The organism is Leucobacter chromiireducens subsp. chromiireducens (assembly GCF_016758255.1).
GTDB classification, from domain to species: Bacteria; Actinomycetota; Actinomycetes; order Actinomycetales; family Microbacteriaceae; genus Leucobacter; species Leucobacter chromiireducens.
In genome coordinates, this window is record NZ_QYAD01000002.1 from 599,911 (window position 1) to 623,960 (window position 24,050).

Below are 24,050 nucleotides of genomic sequence, written 5' to 3' on the forward strand. Positions count from 1 at the left end.
CGTCGCACGAGCGAAGGAGTGTCATGCGGTTCCTCTACCAAATCGTCGCGCAGATCGTGCTGGGCGCGATCGCCCTCATCGTCATCCACTTTGCGCTCCCCGGCGTGACGCTGCACCTTGCTGGCTTCTTCATCGCGCTCGGCGTCTTCACCCTCGCGCACGCGCTCTTCGGGCCGTTCGTGCTGAACATTGCGCAGCGCTACGCAGCGCCTCTTGCGGGTGGCGTCGGGCTCGTAGCGACCGTGCTCGCGCTGTGGGTCGCGACCCTCTTCACCGGCGGCATCGAAATCCACGGCGTGAGTTCCTGGGTGCTCGCGCCGATCATCGTGTGGCTCATCACCGCTCTTGGCGGGTGGCTGTTCATGGCGTTCTACGTGGACAAAAAGCTGAAGCGTCGGGCCGCCGCGAAGACGCTGCGAGCGGCGCGCTGATTCCTGCAGATCGGGATCCGGAAGTGCGGTCCGCGAGCGACGCCGCGCCGGTGCTCCGGGCCGACCGGACGAGCGTCGACATCGACGGTGCGCAGCTGCTGCCCGCCACGTCGATCGCGCTGCAGGAGGGGCGTGCAGTCGCCGTCCGCGGGCCGAATGGCGCGGGCAAGACCACGTTGCTCCGCGTGCTGACGGGCAGGCTTCGCCCCAGCGCGGGGGAGTGCACGCTGTTTGGTGAGCGAATCGACGATCGCGATCGTGCCGTGCGACGGCACATCGCCGCGCTCATCGAGCCGCCCACGCTCTATCCCGACCTCACGCTTCGCGACCACATCGCGCTCATTTCGGCCGCATGGTCAGGCGAGACGACTGGGGGAGAGCGCGCCCGTGACCCGCGCGGTGCCGGCCCCGCGGCGCCCCCGCGCTGGAGCGGGCTCGGCGACGCCGCGCTCGAGGCGTTCGGCATCGGGGCACTCGCGGATCGCTTCCCGAACGAGCTCTCGAGTGGGCAGCGGCAGCTCGTCTCGCTCGCCGTGACCCTCGCGCGGCCCTGCTCGGTGTTGTTGCTCGATGAGCCGGAGCAGCGGCTTGATCCGGATCGCCGCGGCATCGTTGCCGAGGTGCTGTGCGCCGCACGGGCCGCTGGGGTGGCGCTCGCGTTCGCATCGCACGATCCCGAGCTGGTTGCGCGGGTTGCTGACGCTGAGGTGCTCGTCGGAGCTGCGAGCGGGCAATGAAGCTCTCCCAGGGCAGCTTCCGCGCAGACGCCGCCGCGCTCCGGGCGGTTCGTGCCGTCCGCCGTGCGCGTGGCGACACGCTGAGCGCGGGCGATGTCTCGTACCGGATCTACCTCGCGATCATGCTGACCATCATCGTGGTGGCGCCCGCGGTTCGCACGTCGGTGCTGGGGGCCGCGCCCGTGCTGCCTGATCTCGTTCAGCAGCCGGGCGCACTCGCGGCACTGCTCACTGCCACAACGGCCGGGGTCGTGTTCCTTGGCGGTCGCGGCGGACCCGCACGCGCGGGACTCCCGCAGCTTGATCTGCTGTTCCCAACGCCTATTGCGCGGTGGCGTCTGCTCGCTCCGCCCGTGGTGCGATGGCTGCTTGCCGGAGCTGCGCTGGGTGCAGTGCTCGGCGGAGTATGGGCTATCGCGGCGCTGCTTCGCGGGCCGCTTCCCTGGGCGGTGCTGGTCTCGGTTGTCGTGGCAGGAATGTGTGTCGGGGTGGTGCTCGTCGGCGCGTTGCTTGTTGGGCAGGTGGGCCTTCGGACGCGTGCGGTGCTCGCCGCCGTGTTGGCAGTGCTCGCCGCAGCCCAGCTCATTTGGGGGCCACTGGGTGACCCGTGGTCCGGGGCTAGCCGAGTGCTCGAACTGAGCGTGCCCGCTGGTACTGCCTCCGGCGCTGCGGGGGGAGTCGTTGAGGTGTCAGCCGTACACATGCCCAGTCTGCTCCGCGCACTCGTCATGCCTGTCGCCGCGGCGCTGGTTGTGGTGTGCGGGGCGGTTCCGCTCGCCGCTCGCCTGCCCCGCGAACTCCTGCGCGAACAGGCGGTCAACTGGGACGCTGCGAGTGCGCTCGCCTTGACCGGTGATCCGACGGCTGCGCTCGCTCGTTTCGGGGCGCCGGTGACCATGGGCCGGCGGCTTCGGCTGCGACCGAGCGCTCGGCTCTGGGGCATGCTGCTCCGGCGTGATCTGTTGGGCCTCGTCCGCGCGCCGGGGCGAAGCCTCGCAGCCGCCATCGGGGTGGCCAGTGCGGGAGTGCTGTGGGCGGTCGCGGTGCAGTCAGGGGCGGGACTCGGCGGTGCGGCACTCATGGGTGCAGTGGCGGTTGCGGTGGGTTCGTTCTCGGTGCAACCGTGGTGTCGCGGAATGGTGACCGCGGCGGGCGGGGCTGGATCGCCCGCCCTGCTTCCGCTGAGCCCTGGCGCGCTGATCGCGGCGCACGCGCTGACCCCGCTGCTTGCGAGCACTCTGGCTGTGGCGGGTGGCGCTGCGGCCGCGATCTCTTTCGCGACGCTCGGCTTGGGTGGGTGGCAGACAACGCCGGACGGATTCCTCGCGGTGTGGAGCGCGCCGGGGTTTGCGGCGGTGCTGGTGCTGTTACGCGCTGCGGCTGCGCTGAAGGGCACGATCCCGCTCCGGTTGCTCGCGCCGGTGCCGACCCCGATGGGTGACGTCTCGGCCATGAACGTTTTCATCTGGACGATCGACGGTCCGGTCGTTGCGTTGCTGGTCGGGGGAGCGCTGGGGGCGGCGTGGTCTGCGGGCTCGCCGGTCGCCGCGGCGGTGACGACCGGTGTGGCGCTCGTCTGCCTCGGGGCGTGGGCATACTCGCGTCTTCGGCCCAGCCTCACGCAGTAGCTCGAGCGGTGAAAAATGCCGGAATTCCGCGGTGACACGCGCGGGCCGCTGGCCCGAGTTTGCTGTTGCCCCGGACCCATGGCAAACTAAATGAGTTGCCAGCGCGGCGGGGGAAACCTCGAAGCTCAGGGAACAGCGTCCGGCCCCATCGTATAGCGGCCTAGTACGCCGCCCTCTCACGGCGGTAACGCGGGTTCGAATCCCGCTGGGGTCACCGGATCGAAAGCCTCACCTTCGGGTGGGGCTTTCGTTGTTTCTGCGGCTTTCCCCGGGCCCTCCCGATTCACGGTTTATTTGCCACGCCTCACTTTCACCCTCTTCTTGAGGGTGAACTGACTTTCCAGAGTGGGATCAGGGGTTCCTCGCGGTGTCCTGTTTTGCCGCGTGTTTCCGCGGTTTTCTGGGGTCTGAATGTCAGTGGTCACTGCTTGAATGAGCACATGACCACCACCCGAGGTTCTCCCGCTACTGGCTCGCCGCTCGCGCCGCGCCGGGCTTCCCGGGTGCGTTTCCAGAAGACCTCCGCGGCTCACACTTCTGCTCCACCCCAGCCACCGGAGTTCGATCCCACCGAGCTCTTCGCCAAAGCGTTCGCGTCCGCCGCCCCCGGTGTCATCCCACCCGTGTTCTCTGTGCGGGTGGTGGATGACGTGGTCGGCATGCTGGAACAGTTTGACCGCTTCCAGAACATTCTCACCGCCGCACGCTTGAACGTTCTTTCGTTCGCGATGGAGACCGCGGTGCACCGCGCCCCTTCCGGCAGTGGCGACATCCCGTACCGTTCCCTGCGTGCCGAAATCGCTACCGCCCTCCACCAGAGCGAACACATCGTGGAGCGCGATCTGAACCTTGCGAGCGCACTCACGATGCGTTTCCCGGCGACTCTGCCACGCATGCTCACCGGAAAGGTCTCTCCCGAGCATGTGCGCGCACTCGTGGAATCCGCGGACGCGCTGGGGCTTGGACAGGATCCAGATTCGGTGCGTGTGCGGGGCAGGTACGAGGCGGAAGTGTTGCGGCGTGCTGAGTCCCAGACGCCGCAGCGTTTGCGGCCGATCGCGCGGAAGCTTGCGCGTGAGCTCGCGAGATCCCTTCCGAAGCCGGCCCCGTTCCCGGGCGTTGACTCCACGATCGATGGCTCTGCTGGTCCGGACACGGCTTCCCCGGATCCGTCCAGCACCGACCCGAGTGCCTCTGACCCGGTGAGCACCGACCCGAACGACACAGCTCCAACAAGCACCGATCCCAGTGCCACTGAACCAAACACCGGCGCTCCTGCACCTTCGCCGGAGTGTGAGCGAAAAGTGTGGGTGCGTGATCATGAGAACGGGATGGCGGAGCTTGTGGCGTTCATGCCGACTCCTGTGGCGTATGCGATTCATGATCGCTTGACGCGGCTTGCGAAGTCCGCGGAGGTCACCGAGCACCAACTCGCCCGCACCCTCACAGATCGCGGCACCGGTCTCGCAGACACGGGCACGAGCACGAGCACGGGCACGGGCACGGGTGAAGCGTCACCCGCACACACCACGCGCAAGCCCCGGGGCGTGAGAGCACAGAGCGTCGCAGAACGCCGGCGCCTCCTCCGGGAACTCCGTCCGGGCATGAATGGCGGGCGTCCCGGGGTGCGAGAAATCCGGGCCGGGCTCCCCAAGCGCAGCCGCGCGCAGACTCGCACGGATGTGCTCCGGGACCTGCTCCTTGCTGGGGATCCGATGCGGCTGGTTGCGGGGTCCCCGGAAGAGGCGGTGCGGGCGCACATCCAGGTCGTGGTGACCACCACAGCACCCCCGGGCACCAACTCACCGACCGGCCCTGACCCCACTGCGTCCTCGCCGCCGGAGTTCACGGACGCCGAACTCATCGGATCCGGACCCGTCGACCCTGAACAGATTCGTGGCTACGCAGGTCACGCGGACTTCTGGGAGAAGGTCACCGTGTCGGGTGAGAGTGGGGATGTGCTGAGTGTGGACCGGTATCGGCCCAGTGCACAGATGCGCCGCTTCCTCGGGGCCCGCGATCTACACTGCAGGTTCCCCGGCTGCCGGGTGCCGGTGAACCGATGCGATATCGACCACACGATCCCCGCAGCAGATGGCGGCACCACGTCAACAGACAACCTTGCCCATCTCTGCCGAGGCCACCACACCATGAAGCACAACTCTGACTGGGACCACCGTTTGTTGCCGGACGGGACAATGCGCTGGCGATCCCCGACCGGACGCGTGTACGACGACGAACCACCAAGCCGGGTGAGGTTCCTAAAACACGACAACACCGGAACACCACCACCGAGGCCATCAGTGACGAGGTCAACGGCCCCGCCGCCGACACCGCCGGTTCGCACAGCACGACCGCTTGTTCCTCCACGGCCCGTCGTTGACGACGATCCCGACGACCACCCATTCTGAGCGACTGCATTCTGGGTGGCTGCAGGCTGGCCGTGCGTAGTGATGAGACCGCAGCTGTGAAGCGACGCGCCAACTCAGGTGGGCAGATTTTGCGCCCAGCCGCGAGCTGTGCCAAGATAGTCAGGTTGCCAGCGCAACGGGGGAGACCTCGGAGTTCAGGGAACAGCGTCCGGCCCCATCGTATAGCGGCCTAGTACGCCGCCCTCTCACGGCGGTAACGCGGGTTCGAATCCCGCTGGGGTCACCGGATCGAAAGCCTCACCTTCGGGTGGGGCTTTCGTTGTTTCTCGGGTCGCTCGCGCGGATATGCTGGGAGGGTTCTGTCCACGCACATAGAGGAGCGCTCAGTGACCCGCACCATCAAGCTCGCAGTACTTCCCGGCGACGGTATTGGCCCGGAGGTGATCGAGCAGGCGAATCGCGTCCTCGACGCGGTTCTCGTGGGCGGTGACGTGGAACTCGCGCGTACCGAATTCAAGCTCGGTGCCGAACGGTTCCTCGAGACCGGAGAAACCCTGCCCGAGGAAGAGCAGCAGGCAATCGCCGAGCACGACGCGATCCTCTTCGGTGCGGTCGGCGGTGTCCCTGGAGACGCGCGACTCAAGCACGCGAACATCGAACGCGGGCTGCTGCTCAAGCTGCGCTTCGACTTCGACCACTACGCGAACGTGAGGCCGTGCACACTCTTCCCCGGCGTCGAGTCGACGCTTCGAGCTCCGGGCGAAGTCGACTTCGTCGTGGTGCGCGAGGGCACCGAAGGCCCCTACGTTGGGAACGGCGGCACGCTGCGCGCCGGCACGCCGCATGAGGTCGCCACGGAAGTATCGGTGAACACCGCGATGGGCGTGGAGCGCGTGGTCCGCTACGCGTTCGAGACGGCTCAGTCGCGCCCCCGCAAGAAGCTGACCTGGGTGCACAAGACAAACGTGCTCGTACACGCGGGAGCGATCTGGCAGCGCGTCGTCGCCGCGGTCTCTGCGGAGTACCCCGAAATCGCGGTCGACTACATGCACGTCGATGCCGCCACGATTTTCATGGTGCAGGATCCCGCGCGCTTCGACGTGATCGTCACTGATAACCTGTTCGGAGACATCCTCACGGACCTGGCCGGCGCTATCGGCGGCGGCATCGGGCTCGCGGCGTCCGGCAACATCAATCCCGACGGCACCTTCCCGAGCATGTTCGAGCCCGTACACGGCTCTGCGCCCGACATCGCTGGGCAGCAGAAGGCGGACCCGACCGCGGCGATCCTCTCCGCGGCTCTCCTCCTCGATCACCTGGACCTCGGCGCAGAGGCGGACCGCGTCCGCGAAGCGGTCCGCGCCGACCTAGCTGTTCGCGGCGACGCCGCCCGCGCGACCGCGGCAGTTGGCGACGCAATCATCGCGGCTCTGCCCTCGCGCTAACGACGCACCAGGCTCGACCCTCCCGCACCCGCTCTTCTTCAGAAGGAACACCTCATGACTGACCTGGTATTCACCCACACCGAGGCCCAGCGCCGCTCCGCCGCCGAGCGCGAGGCGCTGCTCGTTGATCCCGGCTTCGGCAACGTCTTCACTGACCACATGGTGTCCGTGGCCTGGACCAAGGACGCGGGGTGGCATGACGCTGAGGTCATTCCGTACGGTCCGATTCCGCTCGACCCTGCCTCCTCCGTGCTGCACTACGGGCAGGAGATTTTCGAAGGGCTGAAGGCCTACCGCCGCGCCGATGGCTCGATCGTTACCTTCCGCCCGGAAGCGAACGCGCGCCGACTCAACGAGTCGGCTGTGCGCCTCGCTCTGCCCGAAATCCCCGAAGAAATCTTCGTGCAGGGCGTACGCGAGCTCGTGCGAATCGACGCGGACTGGGTGCCGAGTGGCGCCGACCAGAGCCTGTACCTGCGCCCGTTCATGATCGCCGATGAGAGCTTCCTCGGGGTGCGGGCCGCGGAGCGCGCACGCTTCCTCATCATCGCTAGCCCGGCGGGCCCCTACTTCTCGGGTGGGGTGAAGCCGGTGTCGATCTGGCTCTCGCAGGATCTGGCCCGTGCGGGGCGCGGCGGCACGGGGGCCGCGAAGTGCGGCGGCAACTACGCTGCCTCGCTCCTCCCGCAGCAGGTGGCCGCAGAGAACGGCTGCCAGCAGGTGCTCTTCACTGACTCGGCGACGACGGACACGATCGACGAGCTCGGCGGCATGAACCTGTTCCTAGTGCGCGCCGACGGCACGGTGCTCACCCCGCAGCTGAACGGCAACATCCTCGATGGGATCACGCGCCGCAGCCTCATCCAGCTTGCGAAGGATCGCGGGCATACCGTTGAAGAACGCGAGATCACGGTCACCGAGTGGCGCGAGGGGGTCGCCGATGGCACGATCACGGAGGCTTTCGCCTGCGGCACCGCCGCAGTGATCACGCCGATCCAGCAGCTCAAGTCCGAAGACTTCGCGATCGATTTCGGGGCGAACGCGCCGGGTGAGCTCACGATGTCGCTCCGCGAAGAGCTCACGGGGATCCAGTTCGGCACGCGTGAGGATCGTCACGGCTGGCTTGAGGTCATCGTCCCGGCGGACGCACGATGAAGGTCGCGCGCTTCCAGATCGATGGCGAGATTTCCTTTGGGATTCTCGACCGGGCGGAGAACGGTGAGGGCGTCGAGCTCGTCGAGCTGATGGCCGATCCCATCGTGGCGGGCTACGACACGACGGGGCGACGGCTCAAGCTTGAAGAGGTGCGCCTGCTTGCCCCCGTGATCCCACGCTCGAAGGTCGTGTGTGTCGGAAAGAACTACGCCGACCACATCGCGGAGATGGCGGGCGTGACGGGTGGTGAGACCCCCGCGGAGCCCGTGCTGTTCCTGAAGCCCAACACCTCGGTGATCGGGCCCGGGGACGTCATTGTTCGGCCCGAGATCTCTGAACGGGTTGAGCACGAGGGCGAGCTCGCGATGGTCATTGGTGCCGTTGCGAAGAACGTGTCCGAGGAGGAAGCGCTCAGCTACGTGTTCGGCTTCACGTGCGCAAACGATGTGACCGCGCGTGACCTGCAGATCGCGGATGGTCAGTGGACCCGGGGGAAGGGGTTTGACACGTTCTGCCCGCTCGGCCCGGTCATCGAGACCGATCCCGATCTCTCGGATGCGCGCATTGTCACCCGGGTCAACGGTGAGGTGCGCCAGGAGGGCAGCACCGCGCAGCTGATCCACTCGCTCGCGAAGATTGTCGCGTTCGCCTCGCAGGCATTCACGCTGCTGCCGGGCGACGTGATTCTCACGGGGACGCCCGCGGGTGTCGGACTGCTCGAGGCGGGCGACACCGTTGAGGTAGAGATCGAGGGGATCGGGATCCTCCGCAACCCGGTCCGCGACGCCGCTGCGGCCGAGTAAGTAGACGCATGAACGACTGGAACGGTCCCGAATTCGCGGGCTCCGCCGCTCCCCGGCGCGAGCCCCTGAGCTACCCCGGGGCCGTTCCAGCCGCGTCGGTACTGATTACCCAGGACCGTGTGTGGCGCATTCTTGACCGCTGGAGCGACCCGCTCACGTGGGAAGTGCCGACAGAACAGCGCTTGGGCAGCTGCCGGGTTGCGATCGATGAGGAGTCTGCGCGCGAGCTCGGGCTCTCTCACCGCGTCTCGCCGACACTGAACAGCGTGTTGGAAGAGCTCACCGGCGCGATCGCGGACGGCCTCGTCCCCGTGATCGCGATCGGCTCAAACGCTGCGCCGTCCCAGCTGCGCAATAAGTTCGAGGCCGAGTCCACGCAACTGGTGGTCCCGTCGATTCGTGCGCGAATCACTGGGTATCGCGTGGGCTTTACCTCCTTCCTCGCCCCCGCCGGGTATCTCCCTGCGACGATTTTCCCGGAGGTGGGCGCAACGACCGCGACGACCGTGCAGTTTGTCAGCCGGGCACAGCTGCGCGCGATCGACGCCACTGAATCGCCCTGGTACCGGCGCGTGTGGGTAGACGACGCGCAGATTCTGCTCGAAACGGGCGAGCGCATTCCCGGCGCCTACGCGTACGTCGCGCATCACGGCGTGATCGGCGATGCGCGCGGCCCCTTCATCTTCGGTACAGCGGACGCTGGGCTGATCGAGCCAGAGGACATCACCGCGCGCCGGCTGCCGACGCAAGAGCGTGCCCTGCGAGCGCTGCTCGAGGATGAGGTGTGCAGGGAGGCCTGGGGGAGCACACCCGCGGAACTGTTCGCCGCAGTGCCGGGAGCGCAAGGATCCCTCGAAACCCTGCAGCGAAGCAACCACGTTCTGCATCGAAACATGCTCGCCGAGCGCACCGATTGCATGGGGAGCGAAGCGGCTCGATACGGGTTTCCATTCCCGCAGCGGCCCGCAGCCCCGCTCCCGGGGCTCGCGGGGCGTGACGGATTGAGCGTGACCGTTGGGCGAACCCACGATCTCCTCGAGCGCCGAGGAAACTCTGTGGTGCGCCTCGGCGAACGTGTCCGCTCGGCGCTCGGCAATCCCACGCACGTCGAGATTGTTTCTGAGGCACTGCACGGTGGAGTCGCTGCGCGTGCGCCCCGTGTGATCGCATCGGTGTACACATCGAACGGAGATGGCGCTCCGCCCGCGGATCCCGATCTGATCGAGGTTGACCACATGATGCGGATGGGCGCGGGGCTTGAAGTGGGGGAGCGGGCGATCCTGCGGCCCGTGACCGTGGAGCGGCGCGACTCGTTTGATGCGCTGCTCGGGGCGCCCAACTATGTTTCGTTCCGAGTCACGCTCGCGGATCCTTCGAGCACCGAGCGCGAGGTGTGTCTCATGAGTGAGCTGTCGCTGCAGCTGCTGGGCATCTCGAGCGGTGACTACGTGGTCCTCGAAGGCGCCGCTGGAGACGACGGGCAGGTGCGCACCCTTGTCGTCAAGGCGTTTCAGGTGCCCGAGGACGTGTGGCAGGAGCGCGTCCGCGTCTCGACCGGGAGCTGGGACGATCGCTTCCCCGGAGCGCGCAGCACCCTGGGCATTCATCCCGACATTCCGACCCTGTTCATCGACGCCGCCACACGGACTCGGCTTGGGCTTGCTGCACAGCAGCTTGCGGTGGTCCGCGCCAGACCAGCGAGGCTGCAGCAGTTCGGCAATGAGGTGCGTGAGATGCTGCTGCTCCTCGCCATCGCATTCATCGGCATCGTTGGGATCATCCCGAATTTGTGGGTGGGCGCCGGGCTCTTCGGGCTGCTGCTCGTCGGCTCGTTCTGCCTGATGATTGTGAAGCTGCGGCGACGCCTCTCGCACCGGGCGGCGGGACGGCGCAGAAGCCCCGGATAATCGCAGCCACGGCGGGGGCCACATGGGCTACGCTCGGGAGGCAACAAGGGCCGCAACGAGGAGGTCGAGTGCCGAGCTCATGGCAGGCGCTGCAGCGCGGAGAGTCCGTCCGAGAACGTCGGCGGGCGCTTGAACGTGCGCACGAGCGGTTTGTGAGTTCGGCTGCGAGCGCAGCCCTGCACGATCCGAATGCGGAGCTCGAGCTGCGCGAGCGTTTCGCGGCGACGCCCGGTGTGCGTCCGTTCGTACTCGACTCCTGGCTCCGCTCACAGCGCGGCACGATCCATCCCGACCGGGTGCTTGAACGCCCCGCGCTTGACGGTGCTGCGTTGGACGAGCTGCGGAGGATCCACCCGCTGTCGAGCGTGCTTCCCGTGATCCGCAAGCTGCTGTTTGATGAGGCGCGTGAGTCCGGGCTCATCGTCGCCGTGGGAGACTCAGCCGGTCGCCTGCTCTGGGTGGACGGCGACGCCCGCCTGCGTACCCGTGCCGCCGAGATGGGGTTTCGGGCGGGCATGGACTGGTCCGAGCACTCGGTGGGCACGAGCGCTCCCGGCAGTGCGATTGAGCTTGACCAGGCGCTGCAGGTGTTGGGGGCCGAGCACTTCAGTCGCGCAGTGCACGAGTGGAGTTGCACTGCGGCGCCCGTGCACGACCCGCTAAGCGGTGAGATCTTGGGCGTGGTTGATGTGACGGGCGGCGACAGCGCCGCCTCACCGCACCTGTTGCCCCTCCTGCAGGCGACACTCGCAGCGATTGAGGCGGAGTTGCAGCTTGCCCGGCTCCGCGAACTCTTGAACCCGGCCCGCGCGAGTGCCGCAGCGGCGGCGAGCGGATTCGCGCACGCGCAGGTGGGCCCCGCGGCGGGACAGGGCGCTGATCCCGATCCGGATCTCGAGCTCGATCCCGATCCCGGCCCTTCCGCGCCTCGACTGTGCGTGCTCGGGCGTGAGGAAGCCGCCCTGGAGTGGGAAGCCGGATCCGCCCCGCTGACGGGGCGCCACGCGGAGATTCTGCTCGCGCTCGCGGCCTCGCCGGCCGGGTGCTCAGCCGAGCAGCTCGCAGAGGAGGTGTACGGGCGGGCCGACGCAGAGCAGACGCTCCGCGCTGAACTTGTGCGCCTGCGCCGGTGGTTCGCCGCGGAGGCCGTGCCGCTCCGCCTGCAGTCCCGGCCGTACGCGCTCGACGGACCGCTGCGGGTGGACGCCTCAGACGCGTTGGCGCAGCTGGACGCTGGGGAGCACACCGCGGCGCTCGCAGGCTATGCCGGCCCAGTGCTGCCCACCTCCGTGTCGCCCGTGGCTGAGCGCTTGCGTGCCGAACTCGACGCGACATTGCGGGAGACGATGCTTGAGCGCGCTGATCCCGATCAGCTGTTTGCGTACGCGCAGCAGTGGGCCTGGGCGGACGCGCACATCTGGGAGACCTTGCTCCAGGTGCTTCCCGCGCGCTCACCCCGGCGCGCCCACGTGGTGGCCAAGCTCGAAGCGTTGCGCGGCGAGCAGTAACCAGCCGAACCGGGCGACTGTTGCGCGCCCGAAACCACGCTGCAACGTCGATGCAACGTGAACGCAACGTTCCCAGCGATACGTTCGGAGGACCGGGAAATCCCGGCACCCGCAACGATGTCAAAGGAGACACGTCATGACTGTGTACGCAGCCCCCGGCCAGCCGGATTCGCTGGTCAATTTCAAGAGCCGCTACGAGCACTACATCGGCGGCGAGTGGGTGCGCCCCGTGAAGGGCCAGTATTTCGAGAACGTCACCCCCGTCACAGGCAAGGCCTTCTGCGAGATCGCCCGCGGCACCGCTGAAGACATTGAGGCGGCGCTCGACGCGGCCCACGCGGCGGCACCGGCGTGGGGCCAAACAAGCCCCGCCGAGCGCGCGCTGATCCTGAACAAGATCGCGGATCGCATGGAGCAGAACCTTGAGCTCCTCGCAGTGGCGGAGACCTGGGACAACGGCAAGGCGGTGCGCGAGACGCTCAACGCCGACATTCCGCTCGCGATCGATCACTTCCGCTACTTCGCTGGTGCGATCCGCGCGCAGGAGGGTGGACTTTCCCAGATCAACGAGGACATGGTCGCGTATCACTTCCACGAGCCGCTCGGGGTGGTGGGCCAGATCATCCCCTGGAACTTCCCGATCCTCATGGCGACGTGGAAGCTTGCGCCGGCGCTCGCAGCGGGCAACGCCATCGTGCTGAAGCCGGCCGAGCAAACGCCGGCCTCGATCCTGGTGCTGTTCGAACTGATCGGTGATCTGCTTCCCGCCGGGGTCGTCAACATTGTGAACGGCTTTGGCGCTGAGGCCGGGAAGCCCCTCGCGACCAACAAGCGCATCCGCAAGATTGCCTTCACGGGTGAGACAACCACCGGACGCCTCATCATGCAGTACGCCTCCGAGAACATCATCCCCGTGACGCTCGAGCTCGGCGGGAAGAGCCCGAATCTCTTCTTCGAGGACGTGATGGCGCAGGACGATGCGTACTTCGATAAGGCGAAGGAAGGGTTCACGATGTTCGCCCTCAACCAGGGTGAAGTGTGCACGTGCCCCTCGCGTGCGCTGATTCAGGCCTCGATCGCGGATGACTTCCTCGACGCGGTGGCAGAGCGCACCGAGCGCATCACGCGCGGCAACCCGCTCGACACCGACACGATGATGGGTGCGCAGGCCTCGAACGATCAGTTCGAAAAGATCAAGTCGTACCTTGATATCGGCAAGCAGGAGGGGGCGCAGGTGCTCACGGGAGGCGGCGTCGCCGACCTCGGAGGTGAGTTCGCGGACGGCTTCTACATCCAGCCGACGATCTTCCGCGGCGACAACTCGATGCGGATCTTCCAGGAGGAGATCTTCGGGCCCGTCGTTGCCGCAACCACGTTCACGGACTTCGATGACGCGGTGCGGATCGCGAACGACACCCTGTACGGGCTGGGCGCCGGCGTGTGGAGTCGCAACGGCAACACCGCGTATCGCGCGGGTCGCGCCATTCAGGCGGGCCGCGTCTGGGTGAACAACTACCACGCCTACCCGGCACACGCGGCCTTCGGTGGCTACAAGTCGAGCGGCATCGGGCGCGAAAACCACCTCATGATGCTTGATCACTACCAGCAGACCAAGAACCTGCTCGTCAGCTACAAGGAGACCGCAGACGGCTTCTTCTAAGCCGACGCGTTCTTGCCCCTTCCCACTCACGTAGTACTCCATTCACCGTCGAAAGGAATCTCCCATGACCACTTCAACGATGCGCGCCGCATCCGTGCCGAGCTTTGGTGCCCGCTTGGACGTCGCCGATCAGTCCGTTCCGACCCCGGGTGCCGGCCAGGCGCTGGTGCGCGTGCTGACCACCGGCGTCTGCCACACCGACCTGCACGCCGTTGAAGGCGACTGGCCTGTGAAGCCGAGCCCGCCGTTCATCCCCGGACACGAGGGCGTTGGCCTCGTCGAAGCCGTCGGCGAGGGAGTCACGAACGTTGCCGTGGGTGATCTCGTGGGGAATGCGTGGCTGTGGTCCGCGTGTGGCCACTGCGAGCACTGTCGCACCGGCTGGGAGACGCTGTGCGAACAGCAGCAGAATGGTGGCTACTCGGTTGACGGCTCGTTTGCGGAGTACATGCTCGTGGACGCGGAGTACGCGGCAGTCGTGCCCGCGGGCTCGGATCCCGTCGAGGTGGCGCCGGTGCTCTGCGCTGGCGTGACGGTCTACAAGGGCCTGAAGGTCACGGGCGTGCGCCCTGGCCAGTGGGTCGTGATCTCGGGCATTGGCGGCCTCGGTCACATCGCGGTGCAGTATGCCGTGGCGATGGGCATGCGTGTCGCGGCGGTGGACATTGCCGACGACAAACTTGCGCTCGCGAAGAAGCACGGCGCTGAGGTGACCGTCAATGCGCTGAACGAGGATCCGGTCGAGGCGATCCAGCGCCAGACCGGTGGGAGCCACGGGGTGCTCGTCACCGCTGTGCACCCCTCGGCGTTTGGGCAGGCGATCGGTATGACCCGCCGCGGCGGCACCATCGTGTTCAACGGCTTGCCGCCCGGGGACTTCCCTGCTCCCATCTTCGACATCGTGCTCAAGGGGTTGACGATTCGTGGCTCGATCGTGGGGACGCGCCAGGACATGATCGAGGCTCTCGATTTCTACGCCCGCGGGCTGATCCACCCGACCGTTGCCGAGCGCCCGCTCGATGACGTAAACGAGGTGCTCGACGAGATGCGCGCCGGCAAGATCGACGGCCGCGTGGTGCTTCGCCTGGCGAGCGCGTAGCGACACCCCAGTGTGGGCCCGGGGCTGTGAGCTGAGCCCCGGGCCCACACGCCCACGACGACCCAAGGAGAGAACCATGGCAGATCAGGATCGCACCCGAGCCGCCCGTCCAGAGGTCGAGGGCGAGACCGAGAGCCGTCTGGCGTTTACGCCCGCGGCGCTCGCGCTCATCGAGCGGCTCTGGGAGATGCACGGGCCACTTATGTTTCACCAGTCGGGCGGCTGCTGCGACGGCAGCGCGCCCATGTGTTACCAGGCGGGGGAGTTTCGCACCGGAGGGCAAGACGTGCTGCTCGGAACGCTTGAGCTCGATCCCGCTCGAGAGTCTGATGCCGATGCACGCGAGATTCCGTTCTGGATGTCCCGTGAGCAGTTTGCGCTCTGGGCCCACACACACCTGACGGTTGACGCGGTGCCCGGTCGGGGGAGTGGCTTCTCGCTCGAGGCCCCGGAGGGTGAGCGCTTCCTGATCCGCTCCCGCTTGCTGTGAGCCGGTGACCACCCACGCAGTTTGACCTGCGACAATAGAGCAGTGGATCCCAACAAGCTGAATCACGAACGCGGCGCTGAGGAAGCGAAGTTCATCAAGACGCGACCCAACACGGGCGGTCTCGCGCGGCGCCCTCAGGTGCGCCCGAAGACGGAGGGCTGGACGCAGCTCACGAGCCCAGACGGGCGGCCGACGCTGCAGTTCGCCTCGCCGCGCGTCAAGCAGCCGGCCACGCACCTCGCCGACCTGACGCTCGCGGAACGCGAAGCGAAGATCGTGGAACTCGGCCTGCCGAAGTTCCGAGCGAAGCAGATTTCAAAGCAGTACTTCGACAACTACGTCACCGATCCCGAGCAGATGACCGATCTTCCGAAGGATCGTCGCGCGGAGGTTGCCGAGGCGCTCTTCCCGCCGCTGCTCACCGAGGTGAAGCGACTCGTGACTGATGATGGATCGACGATCAAGTTCCTCTGGCGGCTCTTCGACGGTGCACTCGTCGAGTCCGTGCTGATGCGCTACCCAGGCCGCATCACGCTCTGCGTGTCGAGCCAGTGCGGTTGCGGTATGAACTGCCCATTCTGTGCCACCGGTCAGGCGGGCCTCACCCGGAACATGTCGACCGCCGAGATCCTCGACCAGGTCGTCCAAGCGAATCGCGTCATTGCCGAGGGCGGGCTGGGCCGCGCGCGTGAGGAAGGCAACGGCGCCGAGGCCGAGCGCGTGAACAACATCGTGTTCATGGGCATGGGGGAGCCGCTCGCCAACTACAAGCGCGTCATGAACGCGGTGCACCGCATGGTGGCGCCCGCTCCTGAGGGGCTCGGGATGTCGGCCCGCGGTATCACCGTGTCGACCGTGGGGCTTGCGCCCGCGATCCGGAAGCTCGCGGACGAAGACCTCGCCATTACGTTTGCGCTCTCGCTGCACGCGCCGGACGATCAGCTGCGCGACGAGCTGATCCCGGTCAATAGCCGTTGGAAGGTCGACGAGGTGCTCGACGCCGCGTACGGCTACTACGAGAAGACCGGGCGTCGCGTATCGATCGAGTACGCGCTGATCAAGGACATGAACGACCACGCCTGGCGCGCGGACCTGCTCGCGGAGCGGCTCAACCAGCGTGGCCGCGGCTGGGTGCACGTGAACCCGATTCCGCTGAACCCCACGCCGGGTTCGATCTGGACCTCGTCGACCCGTGAGGTGACCCGGGAATTCGTGGATCGGCTGAACGCTGCGGGCATCCCGACGACGCTGCGCGATACGCGCGGCAAGGAGATCGACGGCGCCTGCGGCCAGCTGGTGGCAACAGAGCAGGATCGAGCTGAAGCGGCGGCGTTCGCAGAAGCGTAATTGGGGCGGGTCGAGGACGCACCCGCGGGCAGTCATAATGAAACAGAATCATTCTGTTCATTTGCTTCGCCTGAGGTTATGTCCCGGGTAGACTCGATCCCATGACCACTCAGCGAACAGCCGATCCGATCGGCTCAATCGACTCTACTGAGCTGCGCATTCTCCACGCGCTCGCAACGACTGGCTCGCTGACGGCGGCTGCGGGGAGCCTCGGGCTCAGCCAGCCCGCAGTGAGCCAGCGCATCAAGCGGGTGGAGACCCGGCTCGCGGTGCCGCTCATTGAGCGCAGCGGGCGGGGGATCCGGTTGACCACGGCGGGGCAGATCCTCGCGGACCACGGCCGTACCGTTGTCGCGGAGATCGATGCCGCTCTCGCGGCGATCGACGATCTCAGAGGTGAGCGCGCGGGGACCCTCCGCATGGTCGGCTTTCCGTCTGCCTCAGCGACGCTCGTGCCCGATCTCATGCGCCGACTCGCGGCGGAGGCGCCCGACGTTGCGCTGCAGTATCGCGAGGCGGAGCCGCCGGCGGCTGCCGGGATGCTCCGCGACGGCGAGGTCGACTGCGCGCTGATCTTTGACTATGAGGGAGCCGCCGAGCTTCCCGCTGGGAGTGCGTACCTGCCGCTCTGGCGCGAAGAGGTGAAACTTGTCGTGTCGGACGACCGTCAGGTGGAAGGGGAGTCCGCAAAGTTGGGCGACTTCTCTCACGAGCACTGGATCGCGGGTTGCGAGAAGTGCCGCGGTCACCTGCTGAGCGCTGCCGGGGAGGCCGGATTCGAACCTGACATCATTCAGGAAACGGACAATGTGCCGGCCATGCTCGCGATGGCTGCCGCGGGTGGAGCCGTCGCGCTCGTTCCCGGTCTCGCGCTGGCTGCCGCTCGCACGCTTCCCGATGACGCGCGAGCGCTGCCGCTTGATCCACCGCGCTACCGCACGATTGGCATTGTCTCGATGGCCACCGCGAACGAGAGCCCACAGGTGCGCCTCGCGAAGCGGTTGCTCGCCGGCGTCGATGGAGCGCGGTGGGGACTCGAGGTGATCGCGTGAGCGTTGGTACCGTCGTGCATCGTGCGCCGGCGAGTGTGCAACGCCGCATGGTCGGCGTCCTCGCGCTCGCTACGATTCTGGGCGGCCTGGGCGTCGGTGCCTCGCTCTCCGCGGGCGCGCTGCTGATTGCAGACATCACGGGGAATCCCGCCCTCTCCGGTTTCGGCTCGACCATGAACGCCGTGGGTGCGGCGATCGCGGGGATGCCGCTTGCTCGGCTTGCCGCGCGGCGAGGACGTCGCGTGGCACTCGCCACGGGAAACGCGATCGCCGTGCTCGGCGCCGTCCTCGTGGTCGTCGCCTCGGCCGAGCGGTGGTCGGTGCTGCTCTTCGTGGGTCTGGCGGTGCTCGGCATTGCGGTGGCCGTCCAACTGCAGTCGCGCTTTGCCGCAGCTGACCTCGCCCTTCCCGAGAATCGCGCGCGCGACCTCTCGCTCGTCGTGTGGTCGATCACTATCGGTGCCGTCACGGGCCCGAACCTCATCGGCCCGGGCGAGCGCCTGGGTGAGGCGCTCGGTTTGCCCGGGCTTGCTGGCATCTTCTTCTTCACGATCGCTGCGCAGATTGCGGCCGGCCTCGTCGTGTGGATCGGGCTCCGCCCAGACCCGCTGCTCGAGGCACGTCGGCTGGCAGCGCTGGAGTCGGACACGCCCGCGCCGAGTGCGGTCGCTGACGCAGCGGAGCGCCCCGCGCTGCTCGAAGATGCGAAGCGCCGCGCCTCGCGCTCTTCCCAGTTCCTCGCGATCGCGCTCATCGCGATCGCCCACGCCGTCATGGTGGGGCTCATGGCCATGACTCCGCTGCATCTCACCCACCACGGCGGCAGTATCACCCTTGTGGGCCTGACGATCAGCCTGCACATCGCTGGCATGTACGCGCTTTCTCCGGTGTTTGGTGCGTTGACGAGCAAGCTAGGACCGATCCCGGTTGTGCTTGGTGGCTTCGGCGTGCTCGGCATCGCCTCGCTCGGCACGGGCTTCGGTGGCGAGTCGGTTCCCATCATTCAGACGGCGTTGATTTTGCTGGGGATCGGGTGGTGCATGGTTACCGTTGCGGGTGCGGTGCTGGTCACGGATCTCACCCCGAGCGCTGACCGACCCGCCCGGCAGGGCCAGTCGGACACCGCGATGAACGCTGCGGGCGCACTCTTCGGCGCCGCATCGGGTGCGCTCTTCGCAGCCGGTGGCTTCCCGCTCGTCTCGATTGTCGCCGGTGTGTTCATTGTGCTCGGCGCGGCGCTCGCCATTCGCCTCACGACCGTTTCCCGAGGGTAGGATAGATCTGATGTCACACACCGAGACCCCCAAGTTTTCCAGCGCGACCGGCTCCGACGTTCGCGTCCGTTTCTGCCCTTCGCCGACCGGCACCCCGCACGTCGGCATGGTGCGCACTGCCCTCTTCAACTGGGCATACGCGCGTCACACCGGAGGCACCTTCGTGTTCCGCATCGAGGACACCGATGCCGCGCGTGACAGCGAGGAGAGCTACGGCCAGATCCTCGATTCACTGCGCTGGCTCGGCCTTGACTGGGACGAGGGCATCGACGCGGGGGGCGAGCACGGCCCCTACCGACAGTCGCAGCGCGGTGAAATCTACCAGGGGATCATTGCCCGCCTGCGCGAGGCCGGGCACCTCTACGAGAGCTACTCGACCGCCGAAGAGATCGATGCGCGCAACGAGGCTGCAGGTCGCCCGAAGCAGCTCGGCTACGACAACTTCGACCGTGACCTGACTGACGAGCAGCGCGCGGCCTTCCGCGCCGAGGGACGCGAGCCCGCACTGCGCTTCCGCGTCCCCGACGTTGACCTCTCGTTCACCGACCTCGTGCGTGGCGACATTACGTTCCCCGCCGGCTCGACGATCGACTTCGTCGTCGTGCGCCCGAACGGTGCGCCGCTCTACACCCTGGTGAACCCGGTGGACGACGCGCTGATGGGCATCACCCATGTGCTGCGCGGCGAGGACCTGTTGTCCTCCACCCCGCGTCAGATCGCGCTGCACAGCGCGCTCGTGGAGCTGGGCATCGAGGCTGCGATCCCGCAGTTCGGTCATCTGCCGTACGTGCTCGGTGAGGGAAACAAGAAGCTGTCGAAGCGCGACCCCGAGTCGAACCTCCTGCATCATCGTGAGCGCGGGTTCATCCCCGAGGGGCTGCTGAACTACCTGTCGCTGCTCGGCTGGTCGCTTTCCGCCGATCGTGACGTCTTCACGAGCGATGAGATGATCGCGGCGTTCGACGTGCGCGATGTGAACCCGAACCCGGCCCGCTTCGACCAGAAGAAGGCCGACTCGATCAACGCCGACCACATTCGACTCCTCACGGAGGAAGATTTTGGTTCGCGGATCCTGCCCTATCTGATCGCTGGTGGTGCGCTGCCGGTCGAGCCGAATGCAGAGCAGCTTGAGATTGTGCGTCGCGCTGTGCCGCTCGTGCAGAGCCGGGTCACGGTGCTCTCCGAGGTCACCCCGATGATGGGCTTCCTCTTCACCACGGCTGATGCACTCAGCTACGAGGAGGACGCGCTGAAGTCTCTGAAGGCTGATGCGCCGCAGGTCCTTGAAGCTGGCCTTGCCGCGCTCGAGGGACTCGGCGATGCCGAGTGGAACACCGAGGCGATCCAGAACGCGCTGCAGACCGCCCTCATCGAGGGGCTTGAGCTGAAGCCGCGCGTGGCGTTTGGGGCGCTCCGTGTTGCCGCTTCGGGGCGTCGCGTCTCGCCGCCGCTCTTTGAGTCCTTTGAATTGATTGGCCGTGCAGACACCCTCGCGCGTCTGCGGAAGCTTGCCGCGCACCTCGCGGACACGGCGGGCGAGTAGGGGAGGAACCGTGACTGAGCGTGTGCCCGAGGCGCCGATCGGCGTTGCGATCATTGGTGGTGGCCCCGCAGGGTTGTCGGCCGGGCTTCAGCTAGTTCGCGCGAACCGCCGGATTGCCATCCTGGATAGCAACCGCCCTCGGCACTCGGCCACGCTCCAGTCGCACGGCTTCCTGACCCGTGACGGGGCCTCGCCGCTCGAGCTGCGTCGGCTCGGCCGCGAAGAGTTTGAGGGCTATCCCTCCGCGATCTTCGCTCAGGCCATGACCCGCGAGGTGACCCCGCTCACGGCGGACGAGGCCCGTGCTGCGGGCTTCCCCGACGGGATCGGATTCCGCGTGCGCGGCACGGGGATCCGGGGTGCCGCCGACGTGGAGTACATCGCGCGTCGCGTGCTGATTGCCGCGGGTCTCACCGAAGAACTGCCGCCGCTCCCGATGATCCGCGCGTACTACGGTACGGCGTTGCACAGTTGTGTTGAGTGCGACGGATTCGAGAAGACGGACAAGCCACTCGTGCTGATTGGTGAGACCGCAGATCTTTTTGCGCGTGCGCTGCTGATTAGTCGGTTTAGTTCGGACCTCATCGTGTTCACCAACGGGGCCGACACCATCCGGGCGGAGCAGGAAGCTCAGCTCTCGGCGATTGGCATTCGTGTGGAGCGCCGTGCCATTGATGACATCGTCGGCGAGAAGGCCGACATGACCGGGGTTCGACTCGCGGATGGCGAGGTGATTCCGCGTGTGGGTGGCTTCGTGCGCCCACGCTGGAACGCGCCGGTTGAGTTCATGGGCGAGCTGCCCATCGAACGCGACGACTGGGGCTTGGTGGTCACCGACGAGCGCGGCGAGACCGCGGTGCGCGGAGTCTACGCGGTGGGCGACATCGTGCCGCCCGGGCCGCAGCAGCTCATTATTGCTGCCGGCAATGGTGCGCGCGTTGCGGCGAAGCTCAACATGGACATGATCCGCGGTGCCCTCGGCGTCGGGCTGATTGATGAGTGAGCGAGAACTGCTCGTGAGCGACACTGATTCAAGCGGGCTCTCCGAGTCCGAATACTCACCTGCGACTGCGGGTACCCGAGCCGCTGCGGCTGGGGCTCGCTACGCGGTGGTGGTCGCGAGTTTTGTGGGGCTGCTCCTCATCTCGAACATCGTCGCGGTGAAGCTCATCGCGTTTGGCCCGGTGCAGTTGGGGGAGCTTTCGCTCGGCCCATTCATCGTGGACGGTGGCGTATTCCTCTTCCCGCTTGTGTACATCGTGGGCGACGTGCTTGCGGAGGTGTACGGTCTGAAGGCCGCGCGCCGTGCAATCTTCACCGCGTTCGCGCTCTCGCTTCTCACATCGCTGACGATCTGGGTGACGCAGCTTTCGCCTGCCGCCCCCGGATGGGAGAACCAAGCAGCGTTTGAGTCGGTGCTGGGTTTCGTGCCGCGAATCGTCGCCGCAAGCCTCGGTGCATTCCTCGCTGGTCAGTTGATCAACGCGTGGGTGCTGGTCTGGCTGCGTCGCCGGACCTCAGGGCGCTTCCTGCGGACCCGCCTGATTGCTTCTACAGTGGTGGGGCAGGTCGTGGACACGGTGGTGTTTTGCACGATTGCGTTCTGGGGCGTGCTCGAGGGGTGGGACTTCCTCGGATACACCGCCCTGGGCTACGGCATCAAGGTATTGGCCGAGGTCGTACTGCTCCCCGTCACCACACGAGTCATTTCACGCGTTCGGGCCGCCGAGCAGCGAGCTGCGGCAACAACCGCCCACTCTGCCTAGGCGATACACCCGAACCACGCAGCTGGCCCGGCCCCGAGTACTCGGAGCCGGGCCAGCTGCGGTTACCGCTCCGCGTGCTGCGGCTGTGCCGCCGCCGCGGCACGGGCGAACTCCGGGCCATAGATCCGACCCAAGACCTCGTCGCGGAGCTCAACAAAGGTGCCGTCAAGGATGCTCGCGCGAATGCGGTCGACCAGGCGCACAATGAATCGCTCGTTGTGAATGGTGGCGAGTGTCGATCCGAGCATTTCCTTTGCCTTGAACAGGTGGTGCAGGTACGCCGCGGTGTAGTTCTCGCAGGTGTAGCAGTCGCAGCCCTCCTCAAGCGGTTCAAAGCGTCGGCGCTGTGTCGCGGCCTTCGCATTGATGCGCCCGTTCGCCGAATACATGCTCCCGCCGCGTGCCTGGCGGGAGGGTGCCACGCAATCGAAGGTGTCGGCCCCCGCGGCGATCGCGGCGAAGAGGTCGTCGGGCTCCGAGATCCCGAGAAGGTGGCGGGGCCTTTCTTCGGGGAGCTCATCGGTCACCCACGAAACAATGGTGCCGAGCTCGCTCTTCTCGAGGGCGCCGCCGATTCCAAACCCATCGAACCGCTGATCGCCCGCATCTGCGCCGGTCATTCCAGCGAGACCGCGAGCGGCTTCACGACGTAGGTCTTCGTACTGCGCCCCCTGCACGACTCCGAAGAGCGCCTGGTACGGGCGGTGCCCGCGATCAGCGGTCTGGCGCGCATGCTCGTCGAGGCAACGAACAGCCCAGCGCGCAGTCCGCGCAACGGAGTCCTCCTGGTAGGCGCGAGTGTTGAGCAGCGTGGTGCACTCATCGAACGCAAAAATGATGTCAGCGCCAAGCTGATGCTGGATCTGCATCGACACCTCGGGGGTGAAACGATGCTTGTCGCCGTTGATGAATGACTTGAAGGTGACCCCGTCCTCGTCCACGTGTGCGAGGCGTTCCTTGTTCTTCGCGATCACCTCAGCATCGGAGTGCGCGGTCTCTGTCATCGAGATGACCTTCTTGAACCCAACACCCAGTGACATCACCTGGAACCCGCCGGAGTCCGTAAAGGTCGGACCGTCCCAGTTCATGAACCGACCGAGGCCGCCGGCTTCGTCCACGAGATCCGAGCCCGGCTGGAGGAAGAGATGGTAGGCGTTCGCCAGGACAGCCTGGCCGCCGAGCTGTGTCACGGTCTCAGGGAGCACTGCCTTGACCGTCGCCTTCGTACCGACCGGGATGAACGCAGGGGTCTGGATCTCCCCGTGCGGGGTGCGGATGGTGCCCGCACGGCCGAGTGGAACGCCGGCGCTCCCGACTACGCCCTGCTCAAGATGGTGCTCGACTGAGAAGCCGAAGTCGTCGGGGGAGGGCGGGGGAGTCAGGGGTGTTTGCTCGTTCACCTGTCCATCTAAGCACTCACTCTCTCCGAATCTCGGGAGGACGGGCGCAGGCGCGCGTCAGGCAGGACGCGCCCGGGAACGCGTGTCGGTTTGCGGTGTGGTGCGGAACTGCGTAAAGTAATCCCTTGTCAGCGCAACCGGGCAGGCAGCGAAAGCCGCTCAGCCGGAAGCCAGACGGATCTTCCAATTGATGATCTGCAGCGAGTTTGAAATTCTCGCGCCGGTCGTGTAAAGTAAGATTCTCGTTGAGTCGAGTGGTGAACGTTGTTCCCAGCCTCAGCCCTCACGGTTTGTGAGGTGTGTTGAGAGTCGACACGAGACAGTTGCTGTTCGGAAGGGTTCCTTCGGGGGATTCTACGGGTGGTGTCTGGTCTTTGAGAACTCAATAGTGTGCACTTGATTGTCAAATGCCAATTATTTATCCCGTCGCTAA

General features: G+C 66.6%; 19 protein-coding genes and 2 tRNA genes. 20 read left to right on the forward strand and 1 reads right to left on the reverse strand.

Annotation, left to right across the window (positions count from 1 at the left end):
- The first annotated feature begins 23 nt into the window (after positions 1-23).
- The 20 genes from D3226_RS08735 (at position 24) to D3226_RS08830 (ending at position 22,217) form a co-directional block, all read left to right on the forward strand.
- Positions 24-431: a phage holin family protein gene (locus tag D3226_RS08735; protein WP_202382127.1), complete on the forward strand. Its 408-nt coding sequence runs from the start codon at positions 24-26 to the stop codon at positions 429-431.
- Positions 432-454: 23 nt separating this feature from the next.
- Complete coding sequence (locus D3226_RS08740) at positions 455-1,168, forward strand: ABC transporter ATP-binding protein (RefSeq protein WP_337248943.1); 714 nt, start codon at positions 455-457, stop codon at positions 1,166-1,168.
- Positions 1,165-2,796: a hypothetical protein gene (locus D3226_RS08745; protein ID WP_202382128.1), complete on the forward strand. Its 1,632-nt coding sequence runs from the start codon at positions 1,165-1,167 to the stop codon at positions 2,794-2,796. Before D3226_RS08740 ends, D3226_RS08745 begins: the two co-directional genes overlap by 4 nt.
- 141 nt (positions 2,797-2,937) lie before the next feature.
- Positions 2,938-3,010: transfer RNA gene (locus D3226_RS08750), tRNA-Glu, on the forward strand.
- A gap of 226 nt (positions 3,011-3,236) precedes the next feature.
- The gene (locus D3226_RS08755) at positions 3,237-5,207 is read left to right on the forward strand and encodes an HNH endonuclease signature motif containing protein (RefSeq protein ID WP_202382129.1); all 1,971 of its coding nucleotides are present in this window, start codon (positions 3,237-3,239) and stop codon (positions 5,205-5,207) included.
- Between the two features lie 171 nt (positions 5,208-5,378).
- Positions 5,379-5,451, forward strand: a tRNA-Glu gene (locus D3226_RS08760).
- A 103-nt stretch (positions 5,452-5,554) separates the two neighbouring features.
- The gene (locus D3226_RS08765) at positions 5,555-6,613 is read left to right on the forward strand and encodes a 3-isopropylmalate dehydrogenase (RefSeq protein ID WP_202382130.1); all 1,059 of its coding nucleotides are present in this window, start codon (positions 5,555-5,557) and stop codon (positions 6,611-6,613) included.
- A gap of 54 nt (positions 6,614-6,667) precedes the next feature.
- Positions 6,668-7,768: a branched-chain amino acid aminotransferase gene (locus tag D3226_RS08770; RefSeq protein ID WP_202382131.1), complete on the forward strand. Its 1,101-nt coding sequence runs from the start codon at positions 6,668-6,670 to the stop codon at positions 7,766-7,768.
- Positions 7,765-8,571 carry a fumarylacetoacetate hydrolase family protein gene (locus tag D3226_RS08775; protein WP_202382132.1) on the forward strand — a complete coding sequence of 269 codons (807 nt, stop codon included), beginning with the start codon at positions 7,765-7,767 and terminating at the stop codon, positions 8,569-8,571. Before D3226_RS08770 ends, D3226_RS08775 begins: the two co-directional genes overlap by 4 nt.
- Positions 8,572-8,579: 8 nt before the next feature.
- The gene (locus D3226_RS08780) at positions 8,580-10,478 is read left to right on the forward strand and encodes a hypothetical protein (RefSeq protein WP_202382133.1); all 1,899 of its coding nucleotides are present in this window, start codon (positions 8,580-8,582) and stop codon (positions 10,476-10,478) included.
- Positions 10,479-10,546: 68 nt separating this feature from the next.
- Complete coding sequence (locus tag D3226_RS08785) at positions 10,547-11,986, forward strand: helix-turn-helix domain-containing protein (protein WP_202382134.1); 1,440 nt, start codon at positions 10,547-10,549, stop codon at positions 11,984-11,986.
- Between the two features lie 136 nt (positions 11,987-12,122).
- Positions 12,123-13,646 (forward strand): acetaldehyde dehydrogenase ExaC, encoded by a 1,524-nt coding sequence (gene exaC / locus D3226_RS08790; protein ID WP_202382135.1) that lies wholly within the window; start codon positions 12,123-12,125, stop codon positions 13,644-13,646.
- Between the two features lie 79 nt (positions 13,647-13,725).
- Positions 13,726-14,745: an alcohol dehydrogenase AdhP gene (gene adhP / locus D3226_RS08795; protein WP_202382186.1), complete on the forward strand. Its 1,020-nt coding sequence runs from the start codon at positions 13,726-13,728 to the stop codon at positions 14,743-14,745.
- A gap of 76 nt (positions 14,746-14,821) precedes the next feature.
- Positions 14,822-15,235 carry a DUF779 domain-containing protein gene (locus tag D3226_RS08800; RefSeq protein WP_202382136.1) on the forward strand — a complete coding sequence of 138 codons (414 nt, stop codon included), beginning with the start codon at positions 14,822-14,824 and terminating at the stop codon, positions 15,233-15,235.
- Positions 15,236-15,277: 42 nt separating this feature from the next.
- On the forward strand, positions 15,278-16,582 hold the full coding sequence (gene rlmN / locus D3226_RS08805) for a dual-specificity RNA methyltransferase RlmN (RefSeq protein WP_202382137.1): 1,305 nt from the start codon (positions 15,278-15,280) through the stop codon (positions 16,580-16,582).
- Positions 16,583-16,683: 101 nt separating this feature from the next.
- Complete coding sequence (locus tag D3226_RS08810; RefSeq protein WP_202382138.1) at positions 16,684-17,634, forward strand: LysR family transcriptional regulator; 951 nt, start codon at positions 16,684-16,686, stop codon at positions 17,632-17,634.
- On the forward strand, positions 17,631-18,908 hold the full coding sequence (locus D3226_RS08815) for an MFS transporter (RefSeq protein WP_337248944.1): 1,278 nt from the start codon (positions 17,631-17,633) through the stop codon (positions 18,906-18,908). The genes D3226_RS08810 and D3226_RS08815 overlap by 4 nt, the downstream gene beginning before the upstream one ends.
- Positions 18,909-18,918: 10 nt before the next feature.
- Positions 18,919-20,451: a glutamate--tRNA ligase gene (gene gltX, locus D3226_RS08820; protein WP_202382139.1), complete on the forward strand. Its 1,533-nt coding sequence runs from the start codon at positions 18,919-18,921 to the stop codon at positions 20,449-20,451.
- Between the two features lie 10 nt (positions 20,452-20,461).
- Positions 20,462-21,454 carry an NAD(P)/FAD-dependent oxidoreductase gene (locus D3226_RS08825; protein ID WP_337248945.1) on the forward strand — a complete coding sequence of 331 codons (993 nt, stop codon included), beginning with the start codon at positions 20,462-20,464 and terminating at the stop codon, positions 21,452-21,454.
- Complete coding sequence (locus D3226_RS08830) at positions 21,447-22,217, forward strand: queuosine precursor transporter (protein WP_202382140.1); 771 nt, start codon at positions 21,447-21,449, stop codon at positions 22,215-22,217. Before D3226_RS08825 ends, D3226_RS08830 begins: the two co-directional genes overlap by 8 nt.
- Before the next feature lie 62 nt (positions 22,218-22,279).
- On the opposite strand, the gene tgt is transcribed toward D3226_RS08830, so the two are convergent.
- Positions 22,280-23,617: a tRNA guanosine(34) transglycosylase Tgt gene (tgt, locus tag D3226_RS08835; RefSeq protein ID WP_337248946.1), complete on the reverse strand. Its 1,338-nt coding sequence runs from the start codon at positions 23,615-23,617 to the stop codon at positions 22,280-22,282.
- Between the last annotated feature and the right edge of the window lie 433 nt (positions 23,618-24,050).

Excerpts from the sequence above, each read along its gene's own strand:
- D3226_RS08735 (WP_202382127.1), top strand. The coding sequence starts at position 24 with ATGCGGTTCCTCTACCAAATCGTCGCGCAGATCGTGCTGGGCGCGATC.
- D3226_RS08745 (WP_202382128.1), top strand. The coding sequence starts at position 1,165 with ATGAAGCTCTCCCAGGGCAGCTTCCGCGCAGACGCCGCCGCGCTCCGG.
- D3226_RS08755 (WP_202382129.1), top strand. The coding sequence starts at position 3,237 with ATGACCACCACCCGAGGTTCTCCCGCTACTGGCTCGCCGCTCGCGCCG.
- D3226_RS08770 (WP_202382131.1), top strand. The coding sequence starts at position 6,668 with ATGACTGACCTGGTATTCACCCACACCGAGGCCCAGCGCCGCTCCGCC.
- D3226_RS08775 (WP_202382132.1), top strand. The coding sequence starts at position 7,765 with ATGAAGGTCGCGCGCTTCCAGATCGATGGCGAGATTTCCTTTGGGATT.
- D3226_RS08780 (WP_202382133.1), top strand. The coding sequence starts at position 8,580 with ATGAACGACTGGAACGGTCCCGAATTCGCGGGCTCCGCCGCTCCCCGG.
- exaC (WP_202382135.1), top strand. The coding sequence starts at position 12,123 with ATGACTGTGTACGCAGCCCCCGGCCAGCCGGATTCGCTGGTCAATTTC.
- adhP (WP_202382186.1), top strand. The coding sequence starts at position 13,726 with ATGCGCGCCGCATCCGTGCCGAGCTTTGGTGCCCGCTTGGACGTCGCC.
- D3226_RS08800 (WP_202382136.1), top strand. The coding sequence starts at position 14,822 with ATGGCAGATCAGGATCGCACCCGAGCCGCCCGTCCAGAGGTCGAGGGC.
- D3226_RS08810 (WP_202382138.1), top strand. The coding sequence starts at position 16,684 with ATGACCACTCAGCGAACAGCCGATCCGATCGGCTCAATCGACTCTACT.
- gltX (WP_202382139.1), top strand. The coding sequence starts at position 18,919 with ATGTCACACACCGAGACCCCCAAGTTTTCCAGCGCGACCGGCTCCGAC.
- D3226_RS08830 (WP_202382140.1), top strand. The coding sequence starts at position 21,447 with ATGAGTGAGCGAGAACTGCTCGTGAGCGACACTGATTCAAGCGGGCTC.